Raw genomic sequence first — 18716 nt, 5'->3', positions numbered from 1 at the left:
CTGAGCAGATTTTAAGGATCGATAAAGTGTCCGTTAACCGGAGGTTTGGCGGGGGGGGTAAAAGGGTCCGTCAAACGGACCCTTAGGGGAGGCTTTACGTCGCTATCAGTAGCTCCTACAAGGGCGGTTTGTGGGCGCCGTGGTAGGTCCGTTTTCCCAATCCTGTCAGGACGCGCTAGCGCCTTCAGGAACGGCGAACGGGAAGAGGGCCCGCCGTGAATCCACCACCTCCCCTCGGTTAGGCCGCCGCGGGGACCGCGTGGGGGAGGTTGTCTTCTTCCTCAGCCAGTGCTTACTCCGGGCCTGAAGCGGCCGCTCCACGTAGTTCCACGAGCCCCAGGCCACGGCCCCGATGAGTAGCAGGGATTCGACCAGCCAATAGCCATACGCGCTACTTTCATAAAAGGGCAGGTAGCGGTTCAGCCGGTCGAGCACGGGGTACGCGCAAGACAGAACCGTCAGGTGGTAGAGGTAAATGCCGTAGCTCAGCTTGCCGATAACCAGTAAGGGTTTCGTCGTCAAGACGGCGTTCACCATCCCGCCTTCCTTCTCTCCCCGCACTACGAAGTAGCTGATGAGCCACACGACCAGCACGGCCACCAACGTGCGCTGCGGCAGCGGCGGCGCGAACCCAAACGCGCTCGGAGCCACCATCAGGGCTATACTGGCGAAGGCCAGCCCACACAGGCCGCGGTATAGTTGGGGCAGGTACTGGGGTTTTTCGAGGACTACCCAGGCCAGCAACGCGCCCAGACCCAAGGCATCCAAACACGTGTGCGGCAGCACATGACTGAAGTCGGTGGCGGGGACGGCGTGCTGGCTGTAGAGGCCCACGCTGACAAAGAACGCTATCGCATAGGGCAACCACGGCCGCGGGAGCAGCAGCAGCACAAAGGGCCACAACAGGTAAAACTGTTGTTCCACCGCCATCGTCCACAGGTGCGCCAGCGGCCCCCAGTCCTGCTGCTGGTAGATGACCAGGTTGGAGGTGAACGATACATAGGGGCCATAACTAGCGGCCGGTAGGCCGCGCAAGAAAAAATCCAGCCCCACCAGCAACACATAGGCAGGATAGAGGCGCAAGGCCCGTTTGACAAAGAAGTGGAGGAAGACGCGGAACTTGGTGAGGCGCTGGAGCGCCACCGCCTCGCGGTCCTTCAGCAGCAGGGCCGTGATCAGGAAGCCGCTGAGGGTAAAAAAGATATCGGGCCCGGAAACTTTATCGGAAAGGGTAAAGAGCGGGTGGCTTTTCGGCACCGTATGATTGATCAACACAAACAGGATAGCCAGGGCCCGCAGGGCATCGAGTTGAGCAATGTAGCGCATACAAGGAGGAGGAGGGCGGGTTCGATCCTCCAAACTTAATAATATATTCCAATACTTAAATATAACAAAATCCGCCCTGGCTACCCGACTTCCCTGGGCGAAGGCGGGCGCCGACTGCCGACGCGCCCGCCAGCACCCGATGTGGTCCCGCTCCTGCAGTCTTCTCCTGTACCCCATGCAGTCGCAGTTCTCCGCTTATTCCAGGTAAGCCTCAACCAGAGCCGGTACTCGTCACTTTTCTCAAGGGAGCGTTGAAGAAAGGGGACACAACTTCAGCAGGCTGGTCTACGGGCTAGCAAACAGCATAGCCGGCACGTACTCGCTCCTGCGGCGGGCTATTTCGTAGGCGCCACCATAGCGGCTTCGAGGCGCTGCGTGACGGCCAGCATTTCGGCGTGGACCGCGGGCAAATACGCCAACAGGTCGGGTAGGTTTTCACTCGTGGGGTCCAACTTCCGCATGGCCTTAGTGAGGCGCAGGATGGCCTCCACTCGAACGGGCAATTGACTATGAGTCGTGTCCGTGGCTTCGTTGGCAATATCGGTCAACGTATAGAAGTAGCTTCCCTTCTTCACGGCGACCGACACCGTAAAGGAAAGGCGCGGGCTGGGCACTACGTCCGGGGTCTCCGCAAATGCGGTGCTTGCCGGGGGCGGCAGCGAAGGCCGCGGTTTCTTCTCCATAGCCAGCCCTCGCCGCCGCGCGGCGCCTAGCCCAGCGGAGCGGCGCTGCCCGTGTCAGTCAGCTTCAGCACGGTGCCTGCGCCGCCGGCCGCCGGCAAGGTGGCGCTGCGGTAAGTGGCGCCGGGCCTGTCAGAACTCAGGGCCGCCTGCCAGGCCGGGGCATGCGCCGCCGCGCCGAAGGGAAGCAGAAAAGACAGCGCCGCCCGGCGCCACCTGCGGGAGAAAGACCGAACCGCGAGCAGCTGGCTAAGGGCAACGGCTGGTTCTTGCCGATTACTTTTCGGAAGTTCGGTTGTTGATTAATACTGGCTCGCCGAACCCGAGTTCCTTCAGACGCGGCAATTGCGTTTTGGCGTCGCCGACGACGAGCCAGAACATTTTGTCCGTGTCGAGATATTTACGCGACAAATCCTGTACCTGCGCGACGGTCATTGCTTTGACCGTTCGCTCTCTGTCTTTGACGTAATCGTATTTCCAGCCGTATTTGCTGATGTTCTCCAACATATTCAGTTTCGCGCCGGCCGTTTCAAACGCCCTGGCATTGCTCTTAATCAGAAAGCCTTTGGTCGTTTCCAACTCTTTTTCCGAGTAATTTTTCGGATAATCCTGCAAAATGCTTTTTATCAACTTCGCCGATTCGAGCGTTACGTTGGTTCTAACGCTGCTGCCGATGACGAAGGCCCCCGGACTTTTAGTGCCGGAAAAACCCGAAGTGATGCCGTAGGTGTAGCCTTTGCCTTCGCGCAGCTGCTGCGTTAGCTGCGAGGCGAAACCGCCGCCGCCGAGAATGTAATTCATAACGGTCGCCGGATAAAAATCCTGGTCGGTTTGTGCCAGAGCCGGATAGCCGAAACGAATGACCGATTGTTTGGCGTCCGGCACGTCGTAGAAATAAATCTGCGATTTGGCCGGTGCCGACGGCGTTGTATAGGGGGGAATTGCAACGGTTCTGCTCGCCCATTTTTTATTGATTTCGTTTAAAGGCTTCATAATCGCCGCTTTGTTCAGCGCGCCGACGACGTGCATTCGCGCGACTGACGGCGATATACTTTTGCCGTAAAAAGCCTTTACATCGTCGAGCGTGATGGCCGCAACCGATTCGGCCGTTCCCAGAATATTGCGCGAACGAATGTTGTCTTTACCGTAAATTAAACGGTTGAAATTTAGTTGCGCGACCGCGTTCGGGTTCGCCTCCTGCTGGCGAATTTGGCTGACGACGGATTGTTTTATCAAGTCGAATTCTTTGGCGTCCCAACGCGGCTCCAATAAAATTTCTTCGACCAGCCGAAGCGTCGGCTCGTAATTTCTGGCGAGCGTGTTGACCGAGATGCGGATGTCTTCGGCTCCGGCTACAACATTTATGGAAGCCCCTAATTGTTGAATTGCTTCTTCGAGTTCCTGCGCGGTTTTCTTTTGCGTCCCCTGCGTCATCATTCGCGCCATCAAATTGGCGACGCCGACTCGGTTTATATCCTCGAGCAGCAAACCACCGTCGACGATGATTTCAAACTGGGCGAGTGGCACTTCGCTGTTTTCGATGCCCAGAACGCGCAAGCCGTTGGTAAGCTTGTCTTCCCACATCGCCGGAACGTTGACCTCGGGCACCGCCCCGTATGGCGGCTCCATGCTTCGGTCAAAAGTCGAAGGCGTTTTTTCGTAGGTGGCGGCCGCGGTCGGGTCAACGGCGTCTTCGGCACCTTGCACGATTTTTTCTTCCGTGACTTCCGCCTTTTTTGACCCGTCAAGCGCGAGCGCCGATTTGCCTTTCGGCACGAAACTCGTCGCTACGTACTTCTTGTTTTTGATGTATTTCTGATACACGCGCCGCACGTCTGCGGCCGTCACGGCGAGTATATTTTTTATATCCGTTTCGACAAATCCCGGATTGCCCGTCAGATAATTGTATTGCGCAAGCTGCGTGCCTTTGCCGAGAACGCTCGACAACGAATTGTAAAATCTCGTTTCCTGGCCGGCTTTGATGCGGCTCAAATCTTTTTCCGAAATGCCTTCTCGGTCAAAAAGAGCGAACGCCTCCTGGATGCCAATCATCACTTCGTCCAGATCTTTGTCGGCGAACGCGCGCACTTCGAGCATTATTTGGCCGGCGAGTTCCGAATTGTAATTGACCATCGAAATGTCGGAAGTCAATTTTTTATCTTCAACCAGAACGCGGTAAAGCGGCGCTTTCTTGCCGTCGGCGAGGTACTGCGTTAACACATTCAGCGCGTAGGAGTCCGGATGAAGCTGCTCGACGCCGACACGCGTCAGGGTCAATTCCGGCAATTTCGCAAAGTTGTCTTCGTGATAAAATTTGACGGTTTCTTTTAGCGTTCCCGGGCGCTTCGCCAGCGATTTTACGACTTCGCCGCGTTTTATTTCGCCGAAATATTTTTCAACCCATTTGCGCGCCTGCGCCGTATCGAAATCGCCCGCGACGACGAGCGTTACGTTATTCGGAACATACCAGCGGCGGAAAAATTCTTTAACGTCCAACAGCTGCGCGTTCTGCAAATCGTCGAGCGAGCCGATGACCTGCCAGTTATACGGATGGTCGGCCGGATACAGCGCCTTGTCGATCACGTAAGACGTATGCCCGTATGGATTATTGTCGACGCTCTGCCGCTTCTCGTTTTTAACAACTTGTTTTTCTTTGGCCAGCACCGGCTCGGTTACCGTGTTGATAAACCAGCCGAGCTTGTCGGCTTCCGCCCACAGCATTTTTTCGAGCGCGTCTTTCGGCACGGTTTGCAAGTAGTTCGTGCGGTCGCGGCTCGTCGAGCCGTTCGCGCCCGAACCGCCGATGCGGGCGGTCATCTTATCAAGTCCGCCTTTGCCTAAATTTTCTGATTCGAGAAAAAGAAGATGCTCGAAAAGATGCGCGAATCCGGTTCGTCCCGCTTTCTCGCGCGCCGAGCCAACGTGGGCAGTAAGATTAACGGCGACGACCGGGTCGGAACGGTCGACGTGGAAAATCACTTCCAACCCATTTGGGAGCGTGAACTTCTCGTACTCGACTTTGAAAAGGGGCTTACCTGTCGGTTTCTGAGCCGAAACGGAAAGCACCGAAAACAAAAGACAAGCGACGGTAACGAAATGAAATTTCGAGGTTTTCATACTTATGTTAAGTTCTGCGAAGAAAAAGCAGCGCCGTTTCAAATTCAGGAAATAGATTCCTAGTATTCCGAGCGAATATAGAGCAGAAAAGTTGTCTGCCCCCTGTGGTGCTGCCCGTTTGCGCTCTCCTACTCCATCACCAGTCGCTGGCCCACCTGCGGGGCGTCGGCCGGCATCCGCACATGGCATAGGCCCGGCACGAAGCCCCGCAGAGGCAGCGCTGTGCCGGTGCCAGCAGCGGGCAGCACCACCTGTTGCCGGCTTCCGCCTCGGGCTGGGTACGGGCTCGCCCACCGACACCATCCGCTACCTCATCGACCACCTCAGCCGGCGCCCCTACGGAAGTGGTCTAGCGAAGCCGCCCAGAAGGAGGACGTAAGTTGAGGTGGGTTTCGAAAGGGTTGAGCGATTAGTCCTGTAGCATTTGTCAAGCACCGTTTAATAAATGTGACAGCAATGGAAAGAGTAAGCGATCTGTGCGCTGGTGAGTTCGGCCTTGCTTCTTCGCCCCCCAGCTGGGTACTCGGTCGGCCTTTGCCCAGATTACGTTTTCTTTGCCCCCGGGCTCCGCGCCCCCTTGCCTTCCCTCCTCCTGCCCCCTTGTGCGTATGACTTCGCTCCCCTCTGACTACGCCCAGTTGCTCACCGCCCTCACCCACCGGGTGCGCGCGGCCCAGTACCGGGCCCTGCAACAAGTCAACCGCGAACAGATGCAGCTCTACTGGGACCTGGGCCAGCTCATTGCCGAGCGCCAGCAGCAGCAGGGCTGGGGCAAAGCCGTGGTCGAGACCCTGGCCCGCGACCTGCAGCGCGAGTTTGCGGGCGTGAGTGGCTTTTCCGTGCAGAACCTGTGGTACATGCGCCAGTTCTATCTCGAGTACAGCGCTAGCGAACTACTCCAACCGCTGGTTGGAGAAATCAGTTGGGCCAAGCACCTGCTGATCATGGCCCGCTGCAAAGACCCGCAGGAGCGCTACTTCTATACCGTACAGACCCAGCGCCACGGCTGGACCAAAACCGTGCTGGCCCAGCAGCTGAAGGCGCAGACCTACCAGCGCACGGTCCTGGCTCAACATAATTTTCCCACGACGCTGCCTACCCCGCGCGTGGAGCAGGCCGCCCTGGCCCTGAAGGACGAGTACACCTTCGGCTTCCTGGAACTGAGCAGCGAACACTCCGAATACGAGTTAGAGCAGGCGCTGCTGGGCAACGTGCGCCGCTTTCTGCAGGAGATGGGCGGCGACTTCAGCTTTATCGGCAACCAGTACCGGCTGGAGCTGGCGGGCAACGAGTACTTTATTGACCTGCTGCTCTATCACCGGGGCCTGCAATGCCTGGTGGCCATCGAACTCAAGATTACCGAGTTCCGGCCCGAATACGCGGGCAAGATGAACTTCTACCTATCCGCAACTGGCTGGTGGGTTTCTACTTGACTGAGTACGAGCAGCACGGTCAGGACCGGGCAAACTATGGGGAACGCATACTGGCCGAATTGGCTAAGACCCTGCGCACGCGGGGCGTTACCGGCCTCTCGCTGACCAATCTCAAGCTCTGTCGCCAGTTTTACCAGACCTATCCCGCCCTGCTCGTGGCCCAAGCAGCCACCCTGCAAGCGGCCGGGTTGGCTTTCCCTCCTATTGGTCAGACACTGTCTGACCAATCTAATCTGGCTACGGACGGGCCCGGCGTAGCCCTGCCCCTGCTACTCACCCGTCTCAGCTTTTCCTACTTCATTGAGCTGCTGGCACTCACCATCCCGCTTCAGCGCACCTTCTACGAGGTGCAATCGATAAAAAACTACTGGTCGGTGCGCGCACTCCAGCGCGCCATTGATTCGGCCTTGTACGAGCGCACGGGCCTCTCCACCGACAAAGCCGCCGTCCTAGCTGCCTACTCGGGCGCCCAGCCCCTGCAGGTGGCCTATGCTACCCTCTTTTCCGCTGGTTCAAGCGGAAGAGAGGAAACCTACTATTCCTTCTATTGCAGAAGCCTGCGAAGTACGCGCGCTATCTACTGCGGCCAAGCTGGTCGGGCTGAGCCCTTTTTTCTACGGAATCAAAGCACAAAAAACATTCGCGGTTGCCAATCAGAGTACATTTTAGCACAAATACTATAACACCTTTTATACCAAAATAGACTTTTAAGAACACCTTTATTTCCTCGGAGAACCAGCATTTTTTTACTTTTTTCAAGTAGTCTATTCCTTGGCAAAATTATATACTAGGGCCTCGCTATGGCCGGGCAGCCCTATCCCCTCCAGCAAGACCTAGCGCCTCCTAGCCGGGAGGGTCCTCCGGTGGATCATACCCCACCCGCCCGCGCTTACCAGGCGCTTATTTGAGCACGGGATACAAGCCCGGGAACTCGGTCTTGAGCAGGTTGGTGGCTACCCCGCCCAGGTTATCGAAGACCTTGTTGCCGGCCTCAAAGTCGCGCAGCAGGGGGTGCGTGGCTTTCATCAGCCGGGCAATGCGGGCCTCGTCGTCGCCCATGAACTCGAGCACATGCTGAATCTGGGCGGCCGTCATTTTCAGCTTCTGCAGGCGGGTGACGATGCGCTGCTGCAGGGTGGGCAGCTCGGCGGCCAGGGCCAAGCTCATCTGCTTGTCCGCGGACCGGGATCGGTTGGTGGTCCGCGCGGCGGGCTCCGACAGCGCGTCCTCCCCCAGCTGAGCCAAGGGGCCCGGAATGGTGAAGCGCACGCCCTTCACTTTTTTGCCTTCCTTCAGGGGCTGGTAGCTCACGACCCAGCCCAGGGAGTGGAGCTCGCGCAGGGCGGGCTCGAGCACGTAGCGCTTAAAGTCGTAGAACAGGGTGTAGGTCACGTCGTTGTCATCGCCCAGCACCTGCTTGCGCAGGGTCTCGAAGTCCACCTCCCACAGGCCCACGTCGTCCCAGGACTTGAGCAGCCAGTACAGGCGGTGGGCGTGGGCGGACTTAAGCGTGAGCAGGGTTTCAATCTCCACGTGGGTGTACTGCTCGGCCAGCTGCAGCAGAAAGGGCTTGATCTCGGGGGCGAAGTTGCCCGTCAAAAAGCCCGTGCCCTCGTTCAGGTCAATGTAGCTGATGATGGAGTAGGCCGTAAAACGCTTTTTGTTGCCGGTCTGGGACTCAATGCTGACCACCTTGGACATGAGGCTTTTGCAGGCGTCGCGGATGGTCTCGTACACGCTGCCCCCCTTTTTTTGGGTCATCACCCGGCTCAGGGGGATGGAGATGCCGGGCAGCTCGGTCTGGTCCTGGTGAATGCAGCCCAGGGCCAGGGCGAAGATGCGGGCCTCTACGTGGGTGAGCTTCAGGGGGGCCCGCACCAGGGCATTGGCCTGGTAGGCACGCGGGTAGAGGGCAGGCGGCGGGGGGGGCGGGGGCAACATACGCAACGCAGCAGTAACGGGAAAGCCCTAAGATACGCGAAAATGCGTGACTGCAAAATCCGTTCACGCAGCAGCGGACTCCCGGGTGCCATTTTTCACGCAGGTAGCGGCGGGCACCGCCAGAGGTGCCATTTTTCACGTAATTGGGGTTCGCCGGAGCCGCGAGTGCCGTTTTTCACGCAGAAGGTGCCATTTTTCACGTAGGGGTGCCATTCTTCACGCAAATAGGTGCCGTTTTTCGCGCAGAAGGTGCCATCCTTCACGCACATGGGTGCCACTTTTCACGCTGCAGAGTGCCATTTTTCACGCAGATATTGGGGCTTACTTACTGATTGTCAAGTGGTTAGGGCGCCCTGAATATAGAATAGTAAAGAATAGCTTTAGAAAACAGAAGAGGTTCGGCTTTTTTTTGAGTGAAAGTGACTTTCCAGTAAGGGTCAGAAAAAGGTTAAAAGGAGACAACGAAGGCTTTTAGGGCGGTTCTGACGCCCGGGAACGGCCCCCGCCCAAGCGGGCGAACCCGTTGGCGCGGAGGGTATTATCTCCCCGGGCAATTGCGTGAAAAATGGCACCCGCCGCCTGGGGTGGGTGCCGAAAGCGGGGTGAGCATCATCTGCGTGAAAAATGGCACTGCCCCGGGGGCCTCCCTTCTCCCCGCGCGGTGCCCTGTCTTCCCTAGAAGCGCTAACTCCGCTGACAGGCTACCGACAAGGCTAACAAGGGTAAGCAGCTTCCCGGCTAGGCTTGCCGGTAGCCTGTCAGCGGTGCCTTGCCTGCGCCCTCAGAAGAAGTTGTCCTCACCCCAGCCGGAGGCAGCGGGGACGTGGGGCGCCTGATGTCCTGCCCCCTTCGGCGGCGCGCGTTAGCGTACCGCCGCCGCTACGCTCTGCCCTGGGCAGAGGGCAGCCCTACCCTCTCGGGCGCCCGGGTGCAGACCTCCGAGCCGCATGGCCGGGCTCCTGCTCGCGTTCCGGGCCGCGCAGCTGGCACTCAACGAATCCAGGCTCCTCGCGGACGGGAGCAAGGAGAGCCGTACGGGCAGGAGCGCAACGCCCGTAGCCTCGACGACCAGCTTACCGGTACCGGGGCCCCTCCCCTGCCGGGGGGCAGCCCCGCTTACCGCATCGCCTTGTAGTAGGAGTGCAGTCCAGCACAGTAAGCTTATCCTGTTTGTGAAGATTATCAAGACAATCAACATAAAATTTATAAGAAAGATTGTCTTGACAAACAATGCTTTCTTTATGCAAAGGCTTAGCAATACCAGCTAGTCAGGCTAGCGAAGGTTGATTGCTTAGGTGCTAAAACTAGGGCAAGCCAACATCTCCCCTGGTATAGCTGGTCCTCTTCTCGGGGCGCTCCCGCTGGGGGTAAGGGGCCAGTCCCGCTTTTATACGCTGGGAAGCCTGGCCGGATGGCCGCAGATCTTCGGGCTTATATTGATTATCTTGATAAAGAAGATAAACCAGAACGTCAACTATTTCTTGTTAATCTAGTTTATATAGACCTTCTTTGTCCAATATATAATCAAGATCCTATGGAAATTTACACGTTCGCGCTACGCAAGGGGGGAACCGGCAAGAGTACTTCTGCCTGGGCCGTGGGGCATTGCATGGCGCAGGCGGGCCATCGGGTGCTCCTGGTGGATGCCGACAGCCAAGCGAATCTGACGCGGTGCCTGCCCGCCGTGGCCCCCACTAAGAACCTAACGCAGGTCATCGACCACAAGGCCACGCTGCTCGACGTGATGCAGCCCGTGGGCCCCAACCTGTGGCTGGTGGCGGCGGATGAATCCTTGGTAGTGGCCGAGAAGGGGCTCGGCGCGGACCTGGCCTATCCACTGCTCTTCAAGAAAGCCCTCAAAAACCTGGCGGCGCATATCGATTACGTGCTGATCGATAGTCCCCCCAGCCCCAATTCCCCCTTGACGGTGGCGGCCCTGACGGCCTCCTCAAAAGTGTATGTGCCGGCCCAGCCCGAGCTGTTTAGCTTCGATGGGGTGAATAGCTTGCTGGAGCTGGTCGCGAAAATTCAGGACAGCTACAACCCGGAGCTGGAAGTCGGGGGATCTTTCTCACCAAGTATGCCGCCACCTACCGCAAGGGCCTCCACCACCAGTTCGTCAAGCGCATGCGGGACCAGTTTGGCGCCTTGGTCATGCAAGCCACCATCCGCGATAACGTGGCGATCCCCGAAGCGCAGGTGCAACGGCGGTCCCTGCACGAAACCGCGCCCCACTCGAATGCACTCGTGGATTATGAGGCCCTAACGCAGGAAATCCTGGCCTGATTATCTATTTCATCTTGATAATCATGACTGTCAAGATAAGATAGATAATCATGGTTAGTAAGAAAGTCAATATTATAAAGACCAACCAGCATGGCATCCAAACCCAAACTTGACCTCGATCAGCTGTTACCCGCGAACCCCGACGATTTCTTGTTGAAGCCCAAAGCGACCAAGGCTGCCGCGGCCCCAAGCGTAGCGCCCGAAGCGGAAGCGGTTAAGATCAAGTTCTCGAATCAGCTGCCGGTGGAGACGTGGCGCCAGCTGCACCAGTATTCCTTCTGGGAGCGAAAAGACCTGGCGACGGTATTTGACCAGGCGCTCCTGGCCTTTTTTGCGCAACATCCCGAGTCCCAGCGCGAACTGCCGGCCGAGGAGAAGCGGCGGCGGAAGCTGCTTTAAGCTGATTACTAACTGTATCACTCCTCATAGCTTTTTTACTGGGCAATAGGAGGGAGATACGCCGTAGCAAACGCAGCGGATGATTGGCTCATGCAGGCATTTTTGTAGCAGCGGGGGGTAAAATTACGCTAGGCCCGGCCCTGGCGGGCCTTTTGCTAAGGGGCCGGCATGAAAAAACTAGCCGCTATGCTATTCCCGTTATTCTACCTGGTAGCCGCTCAGGCGCAGGTTCTGCCCTGGGGGGGCTTTCCGGTCGATGCGGCCGTTACGCTGCGCGTGCTAGGCCAGCCGCAGCCGGTAGCCGTTACCCCGCTGCCGCCGAATGTACCCCCCAAACAGGCGCGTGGGTACCGGTATACCGACCTAGCCGGCACGTACACGCTGATGCGGTTGGAGAAGCCCCGGGATAAGCGCTACGCGAAAGACGCCGATCATGCGTTTTACAGCGACGTGATCGACCTCGCGATGCACCAGACGCGGGGTACGCTGCTGGCCGAAGCTATTCTCCTGCATGGCCCCTATACGGCTGCCTGTGCTCGTTACCATGTGCCGGGCAAGGGCACGCACTACCTGGGCATTGTCCTGCTCCACCAGGTCAGCTACGAGTTTCAGTATACGCCCAGCAGGGCATTGTCAAAAGACCAAGACGCCCAGCTCTGGGCGCAATTCCAACAGTCGATTGTCCGCTTGAAATAGGCCGGTTTTTAACCAACCAGGATACGACCTCCGACTCAGTAGCCACCGGGTTTGGTACAGAGGTTAAACGGCCGCTCTACCGTAATTCTTTGTCCGGTTACTAACGCAACCCCACCCTAGGAGAGCATCAAAAAGTGTGGGTGCCAATTGGGCAATAACTGGGATTGAATAGTTTTAAGGGTGATGTTGGGGTGGGGCTGTCTAGTCTCAACGGATGAATTTCGCTCAGGGCTTACCGCTGGCGTACGCGTAGTTAAGTAGACCCTGAGCAAAAGGCCGCGCTACATCATCAGGATTTGCGTTTATCGATGGGGGGTGTCGAACAGCCCGGAATAGGGGAGATAGCCGCGTACAGTGCGGCGTAGCTCTCGCTTCTTATCTTGACACCCAAGATGACAACTAACCCGGTACCGGCATGAATGCGGACGAACTCGCCTTTAGGGAAGAAATGCTGGACAATGCCGAGCTGCTCGACTGCGCAAGCTGTGCCGATACCACCCTGCACACCCACGAGGAAGTGCTGCGTAAATCGGAAACCGTCACGGAGCTACGGATGTGGTGCACCCGGTGCATGAGCTGCCGCACGTGGCTGACAAGCAGCTAGCACCGGTTGGAGGGAGTAGTAAAGCAACGAAAAAGCCCCAACGCACAAGGCAGTGAGGCTTTTGTGTAAACAAGCTGCACAATACCAGCGCTATTCTTTGTCTTTACGACGGCCGATGTGGTAGCCAAAAACCTGCTGCAGAATAGTACACCCTAGGTAGCTCAGCACGAAGGAGCCGGCCGTGATGCCGGCAAAAACAAGCGGATCGAAGGTAGAGAGCATAGGCTTTTAGCGATACTCTTCGTCATCGTAGTAGTAGCGCCGCTTCGATACACTCTTCATGAGGTAGGAGCCAACGGTGACGATAAGGCTCATATTCACCGCAAACTGTCCCCAGCTAGGGCCATAGGGGCTGTAGAGAAAAATGGCCAGGGCCAGCAGGAACAGAAAATTTCTCATGATTGCATCTGAGAAGTAGGTCTGACTAAACATACGCGTTTTTTGGCAAATAGTAGAACGCCATGCCGAGTAGGGCTATTGCGTGGCCACGGTTGCCGGCGAAGCGGGGAGCACCCGCGCCCGCAGAATATCCTGATTGGTGATCTTGAGCGACAAGTGCCGCCCGCCTCCTTTCTCAAATAGCTCCATGATCAGTACTTTATCATCCGGAATCGTGAACTTCGGTACCACGTACACGCGCTCCAACTGCTTCGTGCCGGCAATAGCCGTGCTCTGACCATTATAGACGTAGCGCGGGGTTAGCTCCGATTCCTGGATGGCCGTGCGCTTAACCAGCTTCTTATCGCGCACCGTTAATTTGAGGAAGTCAATGTCGTAGCCGATGTTCGACTTATTGCGCATCGTTAGCTGGAAGTAGAACAGATCATCGACTGTATACAAGCCGTGCAAGCCGAGCACCATATCATCCTTCGCCATGACCTTGCGGCGCAGCGTGCGCTTTTTGCTGCTCACTTCGGCCGCGGTGGCTTCGATGGTGTTTTTGCGCGGCACCGCTTTACTGGCTTGCACGACTGACGCCCCACCTCCGATCGCAACGCCGGCGAGGTTGAGATTGATAATCTTGGGGTCTTTCTCGTAGTCCACCAGGAAAGAGTAGAGCTTGCCATCCGAGGTGAGCACGGTCATGTTGGTCTGGGCGAAACCGGCCGCATTGGCTTTCACCTTCACGATGTTCTCCGCGCCCTGGGCCTTTTCGGCAATGATGCTGCCACTACCCAGATCCACGTAGGTGACGGCCGACGGGAAGATCAGGTGCGTCGTTTTCTGAAAACCTACCCCTAAATGATAAGAGGCAATCAGGTGCTCGGATTCGATGGCCAGATAGGTGAGCGGTTTTAGCTGGGCCAGCGTGAGGGTAGATGAGCCAAGAGAAGCGAACAGGGCGAGGGCAACAAGGGGCTTTTTCATTAATGCAGGAGCAGTTTATAGTTCGCTTTTAGCGTAATCTTGACCTGTTTGAGTTTCCGGCTGGTCAGGGCTTTACCCGTTTGAATGGCAATGCCCGCGGCCTGCGCCCCTAAGCTGGGCGACAGGGTCAGCAGGTCGGCACTGCTGGCACCAGCTGCCAGGCCTTGCTGCGCCGCGTCTCGTTCGACTGAGCCAGGAATGCTCAGCCCTTCCCCGCCGTCCAGATCATAGGCCGACAGGCTCACGGGGACAATACTATTTTCCGCCTGGATGGAGGCCACCTTGATCGTCAGGCGCTGGCCACTAAGATTGCACACGCCATACACCACGGTGTTTTGGGGAATCACGCGCCCCTCCAACTGTACATCCGCGAGCAGCCGCAGCTTCACCGTTTGCCCCTGCACAACTACCTGGTCCGAATGCACGACGGCGGGCACGGTATTCACCGCCGCTGCTGTGCTAGAGCGAGCACTGCTGCCCCCCAGGCTATGGAAGCTATTACCTTGTGTGACGGGCCGCTGGCTATTATCCAGCCGGTTTACTACCGAGACCGGGGCGGCCGCTACAACGGACGGCTGGGGTTTGGCTTTGGCTGGAGCAGCCTTCGCGGCGGGTGCCGTTGTGGCGGGGGTGTTCATCGCCTGTAAGCGCTGCTCGTATTCGCGTTTGAGCTGCGCTAGCTCGCGTAAGCTCTGGTCCATCTGCACATCCTGGGAACTGGGGCCGGGCGCATACGTGGTAGCCGGCGCCCCACGGCTGTAGTTCCTGTCGGTAGCAGGCGGTGGCGGGGTGGTCTGCTGTTGCAGCTGCTGCAGGCGACTGTGCACGGCCGCTACGTTGGGGTCATTGTTTGGGTCGTAGCGTTGCGCGGGGTCGCCCGGCTGCACGGCGTAGTTCAGGCCATCGGGGGCAGGGGTACCAGCTGCTTCCTCTCCCGGCGCGAAGGCCAGACTCTGGCGGTAACTGCTGTCCGTGGGCGCCATCGCGGCCGCGAGCTTATCCTCATACAGGCTGCTGGGGCCGGCCGCCGGCAGGGAGAGGTTGAGGCCATTCGCCCCCGTATCAGCTGTTACGGTAGGCACGCCTTGGCCCCCACCGCTCAGGTAAAAGAGCGCGGTCAAGCAAATAAAGCTGGGCAGGGGAATGAAAAGCAGCAAGCGGCGCTGCTTGATGCGTTCCGGCGAAAGATTGGGGGAGGTAGCCATATGGTAGAAAGGCTAGCGGCGCTCGGTGCGCAGATCAACATTTTCTATTGCCCGCCAGCGCTCCATCAGAAAGCCGTGCGGATTATTGGCCGAGCGCGAGACGTCCCGCAGGTAGCATTCCGATACCATGCGGCGGGTGCTGACCGAGGAGGCTCGGATGATGCGCTGCTGGGCGTAGCAGCGGGCATAGTAGGGGTAGACGGCGGTATTAAGGGCGACACTATCGACCCGAATATCCTGGCTGATGTTGGCCTGAATCAGGTCATTGAAGTAGCCGTTCTCCTTCAGGTTATCATAGGCGCGCTGGGCGCTCGCGTCGGCCAGGAACAGGGCTTGCTTGACGTTGTACTCGATGGCCTTGGGGTCGGGGTCAAGGGTGAAAAAGAGCTCATGGAAACGCTTGACGTGATCCTTCGCCTCGACCGGGCGGTTGTCTTTGACGTTGTGGGAAACGGCGGTCAGCAGGGTGCCCTGGTCGAGCACGTAGATGCGGCCCTGGGCTTCGCGGGCCGTCTGCCGGGCGGCGTAGATAGCATAAGCGGACACGGAAAAGCAGAGCAGCATGAACAGCAGGGCCAGGGTCTTGACCTGCTGGTAGGCGGAATCAATATTCTTCAGGGAACGGAACATAGTCGTAGAGGCTAAGGGTGGTTAGGCAGTCGTGTTCTTGTAGCCAGTCGGGTTACTCATGGAAGGCCCTGCCGGCGCCGTGCCCATGGCCCGCCCCACAGCAACCACCCCACCGACGGCGGCCCCACTCGTTGCGCCAGCGACACTCGCGGCCATGCTGCCCGCCGTGCTGCCCCCTCGGGTTGCCAGACGGGTAATTCTCTCCATGCCACTAGCGGCGACAATCCAGTTGGCTACCGAGGGCACCGTGAGGTAGCCACAGATGGCGATCACCAAAAAGATCATGTAGCCGGCATCCGCCGCTTCCAGATCACGGCCTTGTTGAATTTGGGTAATGTCGAGGTTGAGCATCATCACCTGGATCTTGGCCGTGATGGCCCCGAAGATGTTGGCCACCGGCAGCCACAGAAAGGTGTTGATGTAGCGGGAAAACCAGTTGGTTAAGGTGCCCTCAAAGCCGGGCCAGATCGAAAAGCCGAAGCTGATGGGCCCAATGATGGAGAGGATAATCAGAAAGAAGGTGCGGATGGTATTGATCACCAGCGCCGCCGAGTCATGCAGGAGCTCTAAACCATTGCGCATCCACTCGCGGAAGTTCTTCTGCACATCGTAGGAGATTCGATTAAAATACAGCGCCGTCTTGCCGCCGACGTCAAGGATATCTTTGGCTCCCAGCTCTTTCTCGAACGCCTCATCGGAGGCATACGGTGCATTCTCCGGCCGCGCGGCCAGCAGGGCTTCTTTGCGCTCCTGCAACTGAATAATGCTTTGGTTTTGCACCCGCACGACCGCGCTGGTAGCCCCCGAAATACCGCCCAGCACGCCGTTGAGTACACCCAGCATCGCGGGGAAAAAGGTAATCACGAGGCCGATGGCGAAGGGCCGCAGCAAGGGAAACACGTCGATGGGCTCGGCCTCCGCCATGCTGCGCCACACCCTGCTGGCGATAAAGACCAGGGCGCCCAAGCCCCCCAGGGCCCGGCCCACGTTGATGAGGTCCGAACACAGGGGCAGCATTTCATTGTAGAGGTTGTCGAGCAGCTGGTTGAGCGATTCAACCGGAAGCGATACCTGAAGCGGGAGGGAAAGTAAATGCATAGCCGTTGTTAGTTGGGGAGCCCGTAGAGCTTCTTAAGTACTTGCGTGTCATTAACTGCTTGTTTCTGCTGGGCAGCAATAGCCTGATTGCGGGCCGTGAAGTAGGCCACGAGCTGGTACTGATGGACTACTTTATCCGAGAGCTTGTTGATGAACTTCAGGCGCTGCGCGTCGGTCATCTTCGCAGCGTCGGGGGTAAGAATGACGGTCAGATCATCGAGCAGCGCCACGTTCTCCGTCATGAGCACCGTGTAGCCCTTGGCAATCCCTTGAAGTTGAACGGGCGTCAGGTAAGGGTTCTGCCGGAGTTGGGTCATGTTCTGGGTGTACAAGTCCAGAATTCGACTCTGATAGGACCATATCGTTTGCACGCGCTGATAGTCGCGCACCACGGAATTAATCTTGAATAACCCGTCGTACCATTCCTCGTGCATCGCGGCTGTCTGGTCGGTGAGCTGCTTGATGACGGCCTGGGTACTGGTGCCTTTTTCGACAATGGTATTGCCAATCCCCCGGAGCGTGGTGATAAACCCTTGGTGGTTGGCCTGCTTTGTAGCCTGCCCCTCGGCAATGGGAAGCGTCGCCACGAGCTGGGCCCGCGTAAGGCCCGGCACCAAGAGCAGCGGACCGAGCAGGAGGAGAGTAAGTAGTTTTTTCATCCCTAGTTGGCTAGGCCGTAGAGCTGCTTGATGGTCTGTCTGTCCTGCTTCGCCTGGGCCTGCTGTTGAGCAATGGCAAGATTGCGGCGCGTGAAGTAGCTGACCAGCTCGTACTGATGGGTCACCTTGTCATCAAGGGCATCAATCAGCTCTAGGCGCTCCGCATCCGTCATCTTGGCCTCGAGAGGAGAGACGATAGCCGTCAGCTCATCCAGGTAGCCGGCCGACTCCTGAATCAAGGTGGTATAGCCCCGCACCATGCCGGCTACCTGGGCCGGCGTCAGGTTCTGATCCGCTTTGAAGCGCCCGATGTAGTTCGAGTAGATAGTGATGATGGCCGTCTGCCGCTCGAAGATGTGCTGGACCCGGCGGTAAGTGCGCACGGTCTGACTGACCTGCATCAAGCCATCGTACCAGTTCTTCGCCAGCAGCATATTCTTCTCGGTGAAGCCCTTAGTCAGCACCTGCTCCACCACGCCGCTATTGACCAGCGTATTCGCTCGGGTGCTCAAGGCTTTGAGCGTGGCCTGCAAACCCGTCTGAATGAAGTTGGTGCCTTCCAACACGGGCGCGGAAATCACGGCCTGGGCCTGGGCAGCGGGCGTACCCAACAGGCAAAGCGCGGCCACGCACAGCAGTTTCTGTGTCTTTTTCATACCCTGAAAATGTTTAGTAAGAGGTAGGTTAGAGCCGCTTAATTGTGGCCGAAGGTTTCCAATCGATATTGCCGGCCTTTTTGCTCTTGCTCTTTCAGCGCCAGTGTGTTAGCCGTCTTCTTGGTGTAGTAGCGCACGAGGGCCAGATGGTGGGTTTGCTTGTCGGCCAGGTCCGATACGAACTTGAGTTGCTCGGCCTCGCTCATCGTAGTTTTGCTGGTGGCCAGCGCCGAGAGCTCCTGCACCCGGGCTGCGCTTTCGTCGACCAGCTGCTGATACTTGGCGCTGATCCCCTGCGCCTGCTCTGGCGTCAGGATCGAATGCTTCACTAGCTTGGGTTCGTTGGCGGCCACTTCCTGTAAAATGGCTGCATGCGTCTGATAGATAGTCTCCGTCTTGGGATGGAGCTTGATCAGATTCGGCACATCACTCTTATACCAGGTATGCACCTCGTTCACGTAGCTAGCGTTCGTGGTGCCCAGCGTCTGCTGAATAGAGGCGACGACGCGGGCCTCCGCTTCCTTGGAAGCAGCGTCTTGCCCGCAGCTGGGGAATAACAGTAAGCCGGATAGAGCGATCAGATAGGTTGCTTTCATAGTGGAGAGGTAATGGGTGGTG

Annotated in this window: 21 protein-coding genes; 8 read left to right on the top strand and 13 right to left on the bottom strand. The window is 57.8% G+C overall.

The annotated features are described in order from the left end of the window. Positions 1–165: 165 nt before the first annotated feature. From G7064_RS20780 to G7064_RS20770, 3 genes are all read right to left on the bottom strand, one after another. On the bottom strand, positions 166–1326 hold the full coding sequence (locus G7064_RS20780; RefSeq protein WP_165963414.1) for an acyltransferase family protein: 1161 nt from the start codon (positions 1324–1326) through the stop codon (positions 166–168). A 335-nt stretch (positions 1327–1661) separates the two neighbouring features. Then, the gene (locus tag G7064_RS20775) at positions 1662–2009 is read right to left on the bottom strand and encodes a hypothetical protein (protein ID WP_133271037.1); all 348 of its coding nucleotides are present in this window, start codon (positions 2007–2009) and stop codon (positions 1662–1664) included. A gap of 273 nt (positions 2010–2282) precedes the next feature. After that, complete coding sequence (locus G7064_RS20770) at positions 2283–5123, bottom strand: M16 family metallopeptidase (RefSeq protein ID WP_166075281.1); 2841 nt, start codon at positions 5121–5123, stop codon at positions 2283–2285. A gap of 118 nt (positions 5124–5241) precedes the next feature. On the opposite strand from G7064_RS20770, the gene G7064_RS20765 reads away from it, so the two are divergent. From G7064_RS20765 to G7064_RS20755, 3 genes are all read left to right on the top strand, one after another. After that, positions 5242–5502, top strand: a complete 261-nt coding sequence (locus tag G7064_RS20765) for a hypothetical protein (RefSeq protein ID WP_166075280.1) — start codon at positions 5242–5244, stop codon at positions 5500–5502. Between the two features lie 229 nt (positions 5503–5731). Next, the gene (locus G7064_RS20760; RefSeq protein ID WP_133271036.1) at positions 5732–6556 is read left to right on the top strand and encodes a YhcG family protein; all 825 of its coding nucleotides are present in this window, start codon (positions 5732–5734) and stop codon (positions 6554–6556) included. Beyond that, positions 6541–7239 (top strand): DUF1016 N-terminal domain-containing protein, encoded by a 699-nt coding sequence (locus G7064_RS20755; protein WP_165963413.1) that lies wholly within the window; start codon positions 6541–6543, stop codon positions 7237–7239. Before G7064_RS20760 ends, G7064_RS20755 begins: the two co-directional genes overlap by 16 nt. A 217-nt stretch (positions 7240–7456) precedes the next feature. Here G7064_RS20755 and G7064_RS20750 read toward each other — a convergent pair whose 3' ends face one another. Next, a complete protein-coding gene (locus tag G7064_RS20750) occupies positions 7457–8497 on the bottom strand; it encodes a replication initiation protein (protein WP_166075279.1) in 1041 nt (346 codons plus the stop codon). A gap of 769 nt (positions 8498–9266) precedes the next feature. Between G7064_RS20750 and G7064_RS20745 the strand changes: the two genes are divergently transcribed. The 5 genes from G7064_RS20745 to G7064_RS20725 all read left to right on the top strand — a co-directional run bounded on the left by G7064_RS20745 (position 9267) and on the right by G7064_RS20725 (position 12482). Continuing rightward, positions 9267–9632, top strand: coding sequence for a hypothetical protein (locus tag G7064_RS20745; protein WP_133271033.1), 366 nt, complete (start codon positions 9267–9269; stop codon positions 9630–9632). A gap of 276 nt (positions 9633–9908) precedes the next feature. Next, a complete protein-coding gene (locus tag G7064_RS20740) occupies positions 9909–10763 on the top strand; it encodes a ParA family protein (protein WP_166075278.1) in 855 nt (284 codons plus the stop codon). 110 nt (positions 10764–10873) lie between these two features. After that, positions 10874–11182 carry a hypothetical protein gene (locus tag G7064_RS20735; protein ID WP_133271030.1) on the top strand — a complete coding sequence of 103 codons (309 nt, stop codon included), beginning with the start codon at positions 10874–10876 and terminating at the stop codon, positions 11180–11182. Between the two features lie 168 nt (positions 11183–11350). Next, positions 11351–11878 (top strand): hypothetical protein, encoded by a 528-nt coding sequence (locus G7064_RS20730; RefSeq protein ID WP_133271029.1) that lies wholly within the window; start codon positions 11351–11353, stop codon positions 11876–11878. 415 nt (positions 11879–12293) lie between these two features. Next, positions 12294–12482 (top strand): hypothetical protein, encoded by a 189-nt coding sequence (locus G7064_RS20725; RefSeq protein ID WP_133271028.1) that lies wholly within the window; start codon positions 12294–12296, stop codon positions 12480–12482. 90 nt (positions 12483–12572) lie between these two features. On the opposite strand, the gene G7064_RS22835 is transcribed toward G7064_RS20725, so the two are convergent. The 9 genes from G7064_RS22835 to G7064_RS20685 all read right to left on the bottom strand — a co-directional run bounded on the left by G7064_RS22835 (position 12573) and on the right by G7064_RS20685 (position 18694). After that, positions 12573–12704, bottom strand: coding sequence for a hypothetical protein (locus G7064_RS22835; protein WP_262712892.1), 132 nt, complete (start codon positions 12702–12704; stop codon positions 12573–12575). A gap of 6 nt (positions 12705–12710) precedes the next feature. Beyond that, the gene (locus G7064_RS20720) at positions 12711–12881 is read right to left on the bottom strand and encodes a hypothetical protein (RefSeq protein WP_165963411.1); all 171 of its coding nucleotides are present in this window, start codon (positions 12879–12881) and stop codon (positions 12711–12713) included. A 75-nt stretch (positions 12882–12956) separates the two neighbouring features. Next, the gene (gene traN / locus G7064_RS20715) at positions 12957–13850 is read right to left on the bottom strand and encodes a conjugative transposon protein TraN (protein WP_133271027.1); all 894 of its coding nucleotides are present in this window, start codon (positions 13848–13850) and stop codon (positions 12957–12959) included. Continuing rightward, positions 13850–15055, bottom strand: coding sequence for a conjugative transposon protein TraM (gene traM, locus G7064_RS20710; protein WP_133271026.1), 1206 nt, complete (start codon positions 15053–15055; stop codon positions 13850–13852). The genes traN and traM overlap by 1 nt, the downstream gene beginning before the upstream one ends. A 12-nt stretch (positions 15056–15067) precedes the next feature. Beyond that, a complete protein-coding gene (gene traK / locus G7064_RS20705; protein ID WP_133271025.1) occupies positions 15068–15685 on the bottom strand; it encodes a conjugative transposon protein TraK in 618 nt (205 codons plus the stop codon). A 21-nt stretch (positions 15686–15706) separates the two neighbouring features. Next, the gene (gene traJ, locus G7064_RS20700; RefSeq protein WP_133271024.1) at positions 15707–16783 is read right to left on the bottom strand and encodes a conjugative transposon protein TraJ; all 1077 of its coding nucleotides are present in this window, start codon (positions 16781–16783) and stop codon (positions 15707–15709) included. 8 nt (positions 16784–16791) lie between these two features. After that, the gene (locus G7064_RS20695) at positions 16792–17442 is read right to left on the bottom strand and encodes a hypothetical protein (RefSeq protein WP_133271023.1); all 651 of its coding nucleotides are present in this window, start codon (positions 17440–17442) and stop codon (positions 16792–16794) included. Positions 17443–17444: 2 nt separating this feature from the next. Beyond that, positions 17445–18098, bottom strand: a complete 654-nt coding sequence (locus tag G7064_RS20690; RefSeq protein ID WP_133271022.1) for a hypothetical protein — start codon at positions 18096–18098, stop codon at positions 17445–17447. 38 nt (positions 18099–18136) lie between these two features. Then, positions 18137–18694, bottom strand: coding sequence for a hypothetical protein (locus G7064_RS20685; RefSeq protein WP_133271021.1), 558 nt, complete (start codon positions 18692–18694; stop codon positions 18137–18139). Positions 18695–18716 lie beyond the last annotated feature (22 nt).

It is taken from the genome of Hymenobacter sp. HDW8 (genome assembly GCF_011305775.1).
Lineage (GTDB): Bacteria > Bacteroidota > Bacteroidia > Cytophagales > Hymenobacteraceae > Hymenobacter > Hymenobacter radiodurans.
Note: the sequence above shows the minus strand (reverse complement) of the source record. Positions and strands in the feature narration are given on the sequence as shown.

Bases quoted from the DNA above. Each gene is read 5' to 3' on its own strand.
- G7064_RS20780 (WP_165963414.1), bottom strand. From the start codon at position 1,326: ATGCGCTACATTGCTCAACTCGATGCCCTGCGGGCCCTGGCTATCCTG.
- G7064_RS20775 (WP_133271037.1), bottom strand. From the start codon at position 2,009: ATGGAGAAGAAACCGCGGCCTTCGCTGCCGCCCCCGGCAAGCACCGCA.
- G7064_RS20770 (WP_166075281.1), bottom strand. From the start codon at position 5,123: ATGAAAACCTCGAAATTTCATTTCGTTACCGTCGCTTGTCTTTTGTTT.
- G7064_RS20760 (WP_133271036.1), top strand. From the start codon at position 5,732: ATGACTTCGCTCCCCTCTGACTACGCCCAGTTGCTCACCGCCCTCACC.
- G7064_RS20750 (WP_166075279.1), bottom strand. From the start codon at position 8,497: ATGTTGCCCCCGCCCCCCCCGCCGCCTGCCCTCTACCCGCGTGCCTAC.
- G7064_RS20740 (WP_166075278.1), top strand. From the start codon at position 9,909: ATGGCCGCAGATCTTCGGGCTTATATTGATTATCTTGATAAAGAAGAT.
- G7064_RS20735 (WP_133271030.1), top strand. From the start codon at position 10,874: ATGGCATCCAAACCCAAACTTGACCTCGATCAGCTGTTACCCGCGAAC.
- G7064_RS20730 (WP_133271029.1), top strand. From the start codon at position 11,351: ATGAAAAAACTAGCCGCTATGCTATTCCCGTTATTCTACCTGGTAGCC.
- G7064_RS20725 (WP_133271028.1), top strand. From the start codon at position 12,294: ATGAATGCGGACGAACTCGCCTTTAGGGAAGAAATGCTGGACAATGCC.
- G7064_RS22835 (WP_262712892.1), bottom strand. From the start codon at position 12,704: ATGCTCTCTACCTTCGATCCGCTTGTTTTTGCCGGCATCACGGCCGGC.
- G7064_RS20720 (WP_165963411.1), bottom strand. From the start codon at position 12,881: ATGAGAAATTTTCTGTTCCTGCTGGCCCTGGCCATTTTTCTCTACAGC.
- traN (WP_133271027.1), bottom strand. From the start codon at position 13,850: ATGAAAAAGCCCCTTGTTGCCCTCGCCCTGTTCGCTTCTCTTGGCTCA.
- traM (WP_133271026.1), bottom strand. From the start codon at position 15,055: ATGGCTACCTCCCCCAATCTTTCGCCGGAACGCATCAAGCAGCGCCGC.
- traK (WP_133271025.1), bottom strand. From the start codon at position 15,685: ATGTTCCGTTCCCTGAAGAATATTGATTCCGCCTACCAGCAGGTCAAG.
- traJ (WP_133271024.1), bottom strand. From the start codon at position 16,783: ATGCATTTACTTTCCCTCCCGCTTCAGGTATCGCTTCCGGTTGAATCG.
- G7064_RS20695 (WP_133271023.1), bottom strand. From the start codon at position 17,442: ATGAAAAAACTACTTACTCTCCTCCTGCTCGGTCCGCTGCTCTTGGTG.
- G7064_RS20690 (WP_133271022.1), bottom strand. From the start codon at position 18,098: ATGAAAAAGACACAGAAACTGCTGTGCGTGGCCGCGCTTTGCCTGTTG.
- G7064_RS20685 (WP_133271021.1), bottom strand. From the start codon at position 18,694: ATGAAAGCAACCTATCTGATCGCTCTATCCGGCTTACTGTTATTCCCC.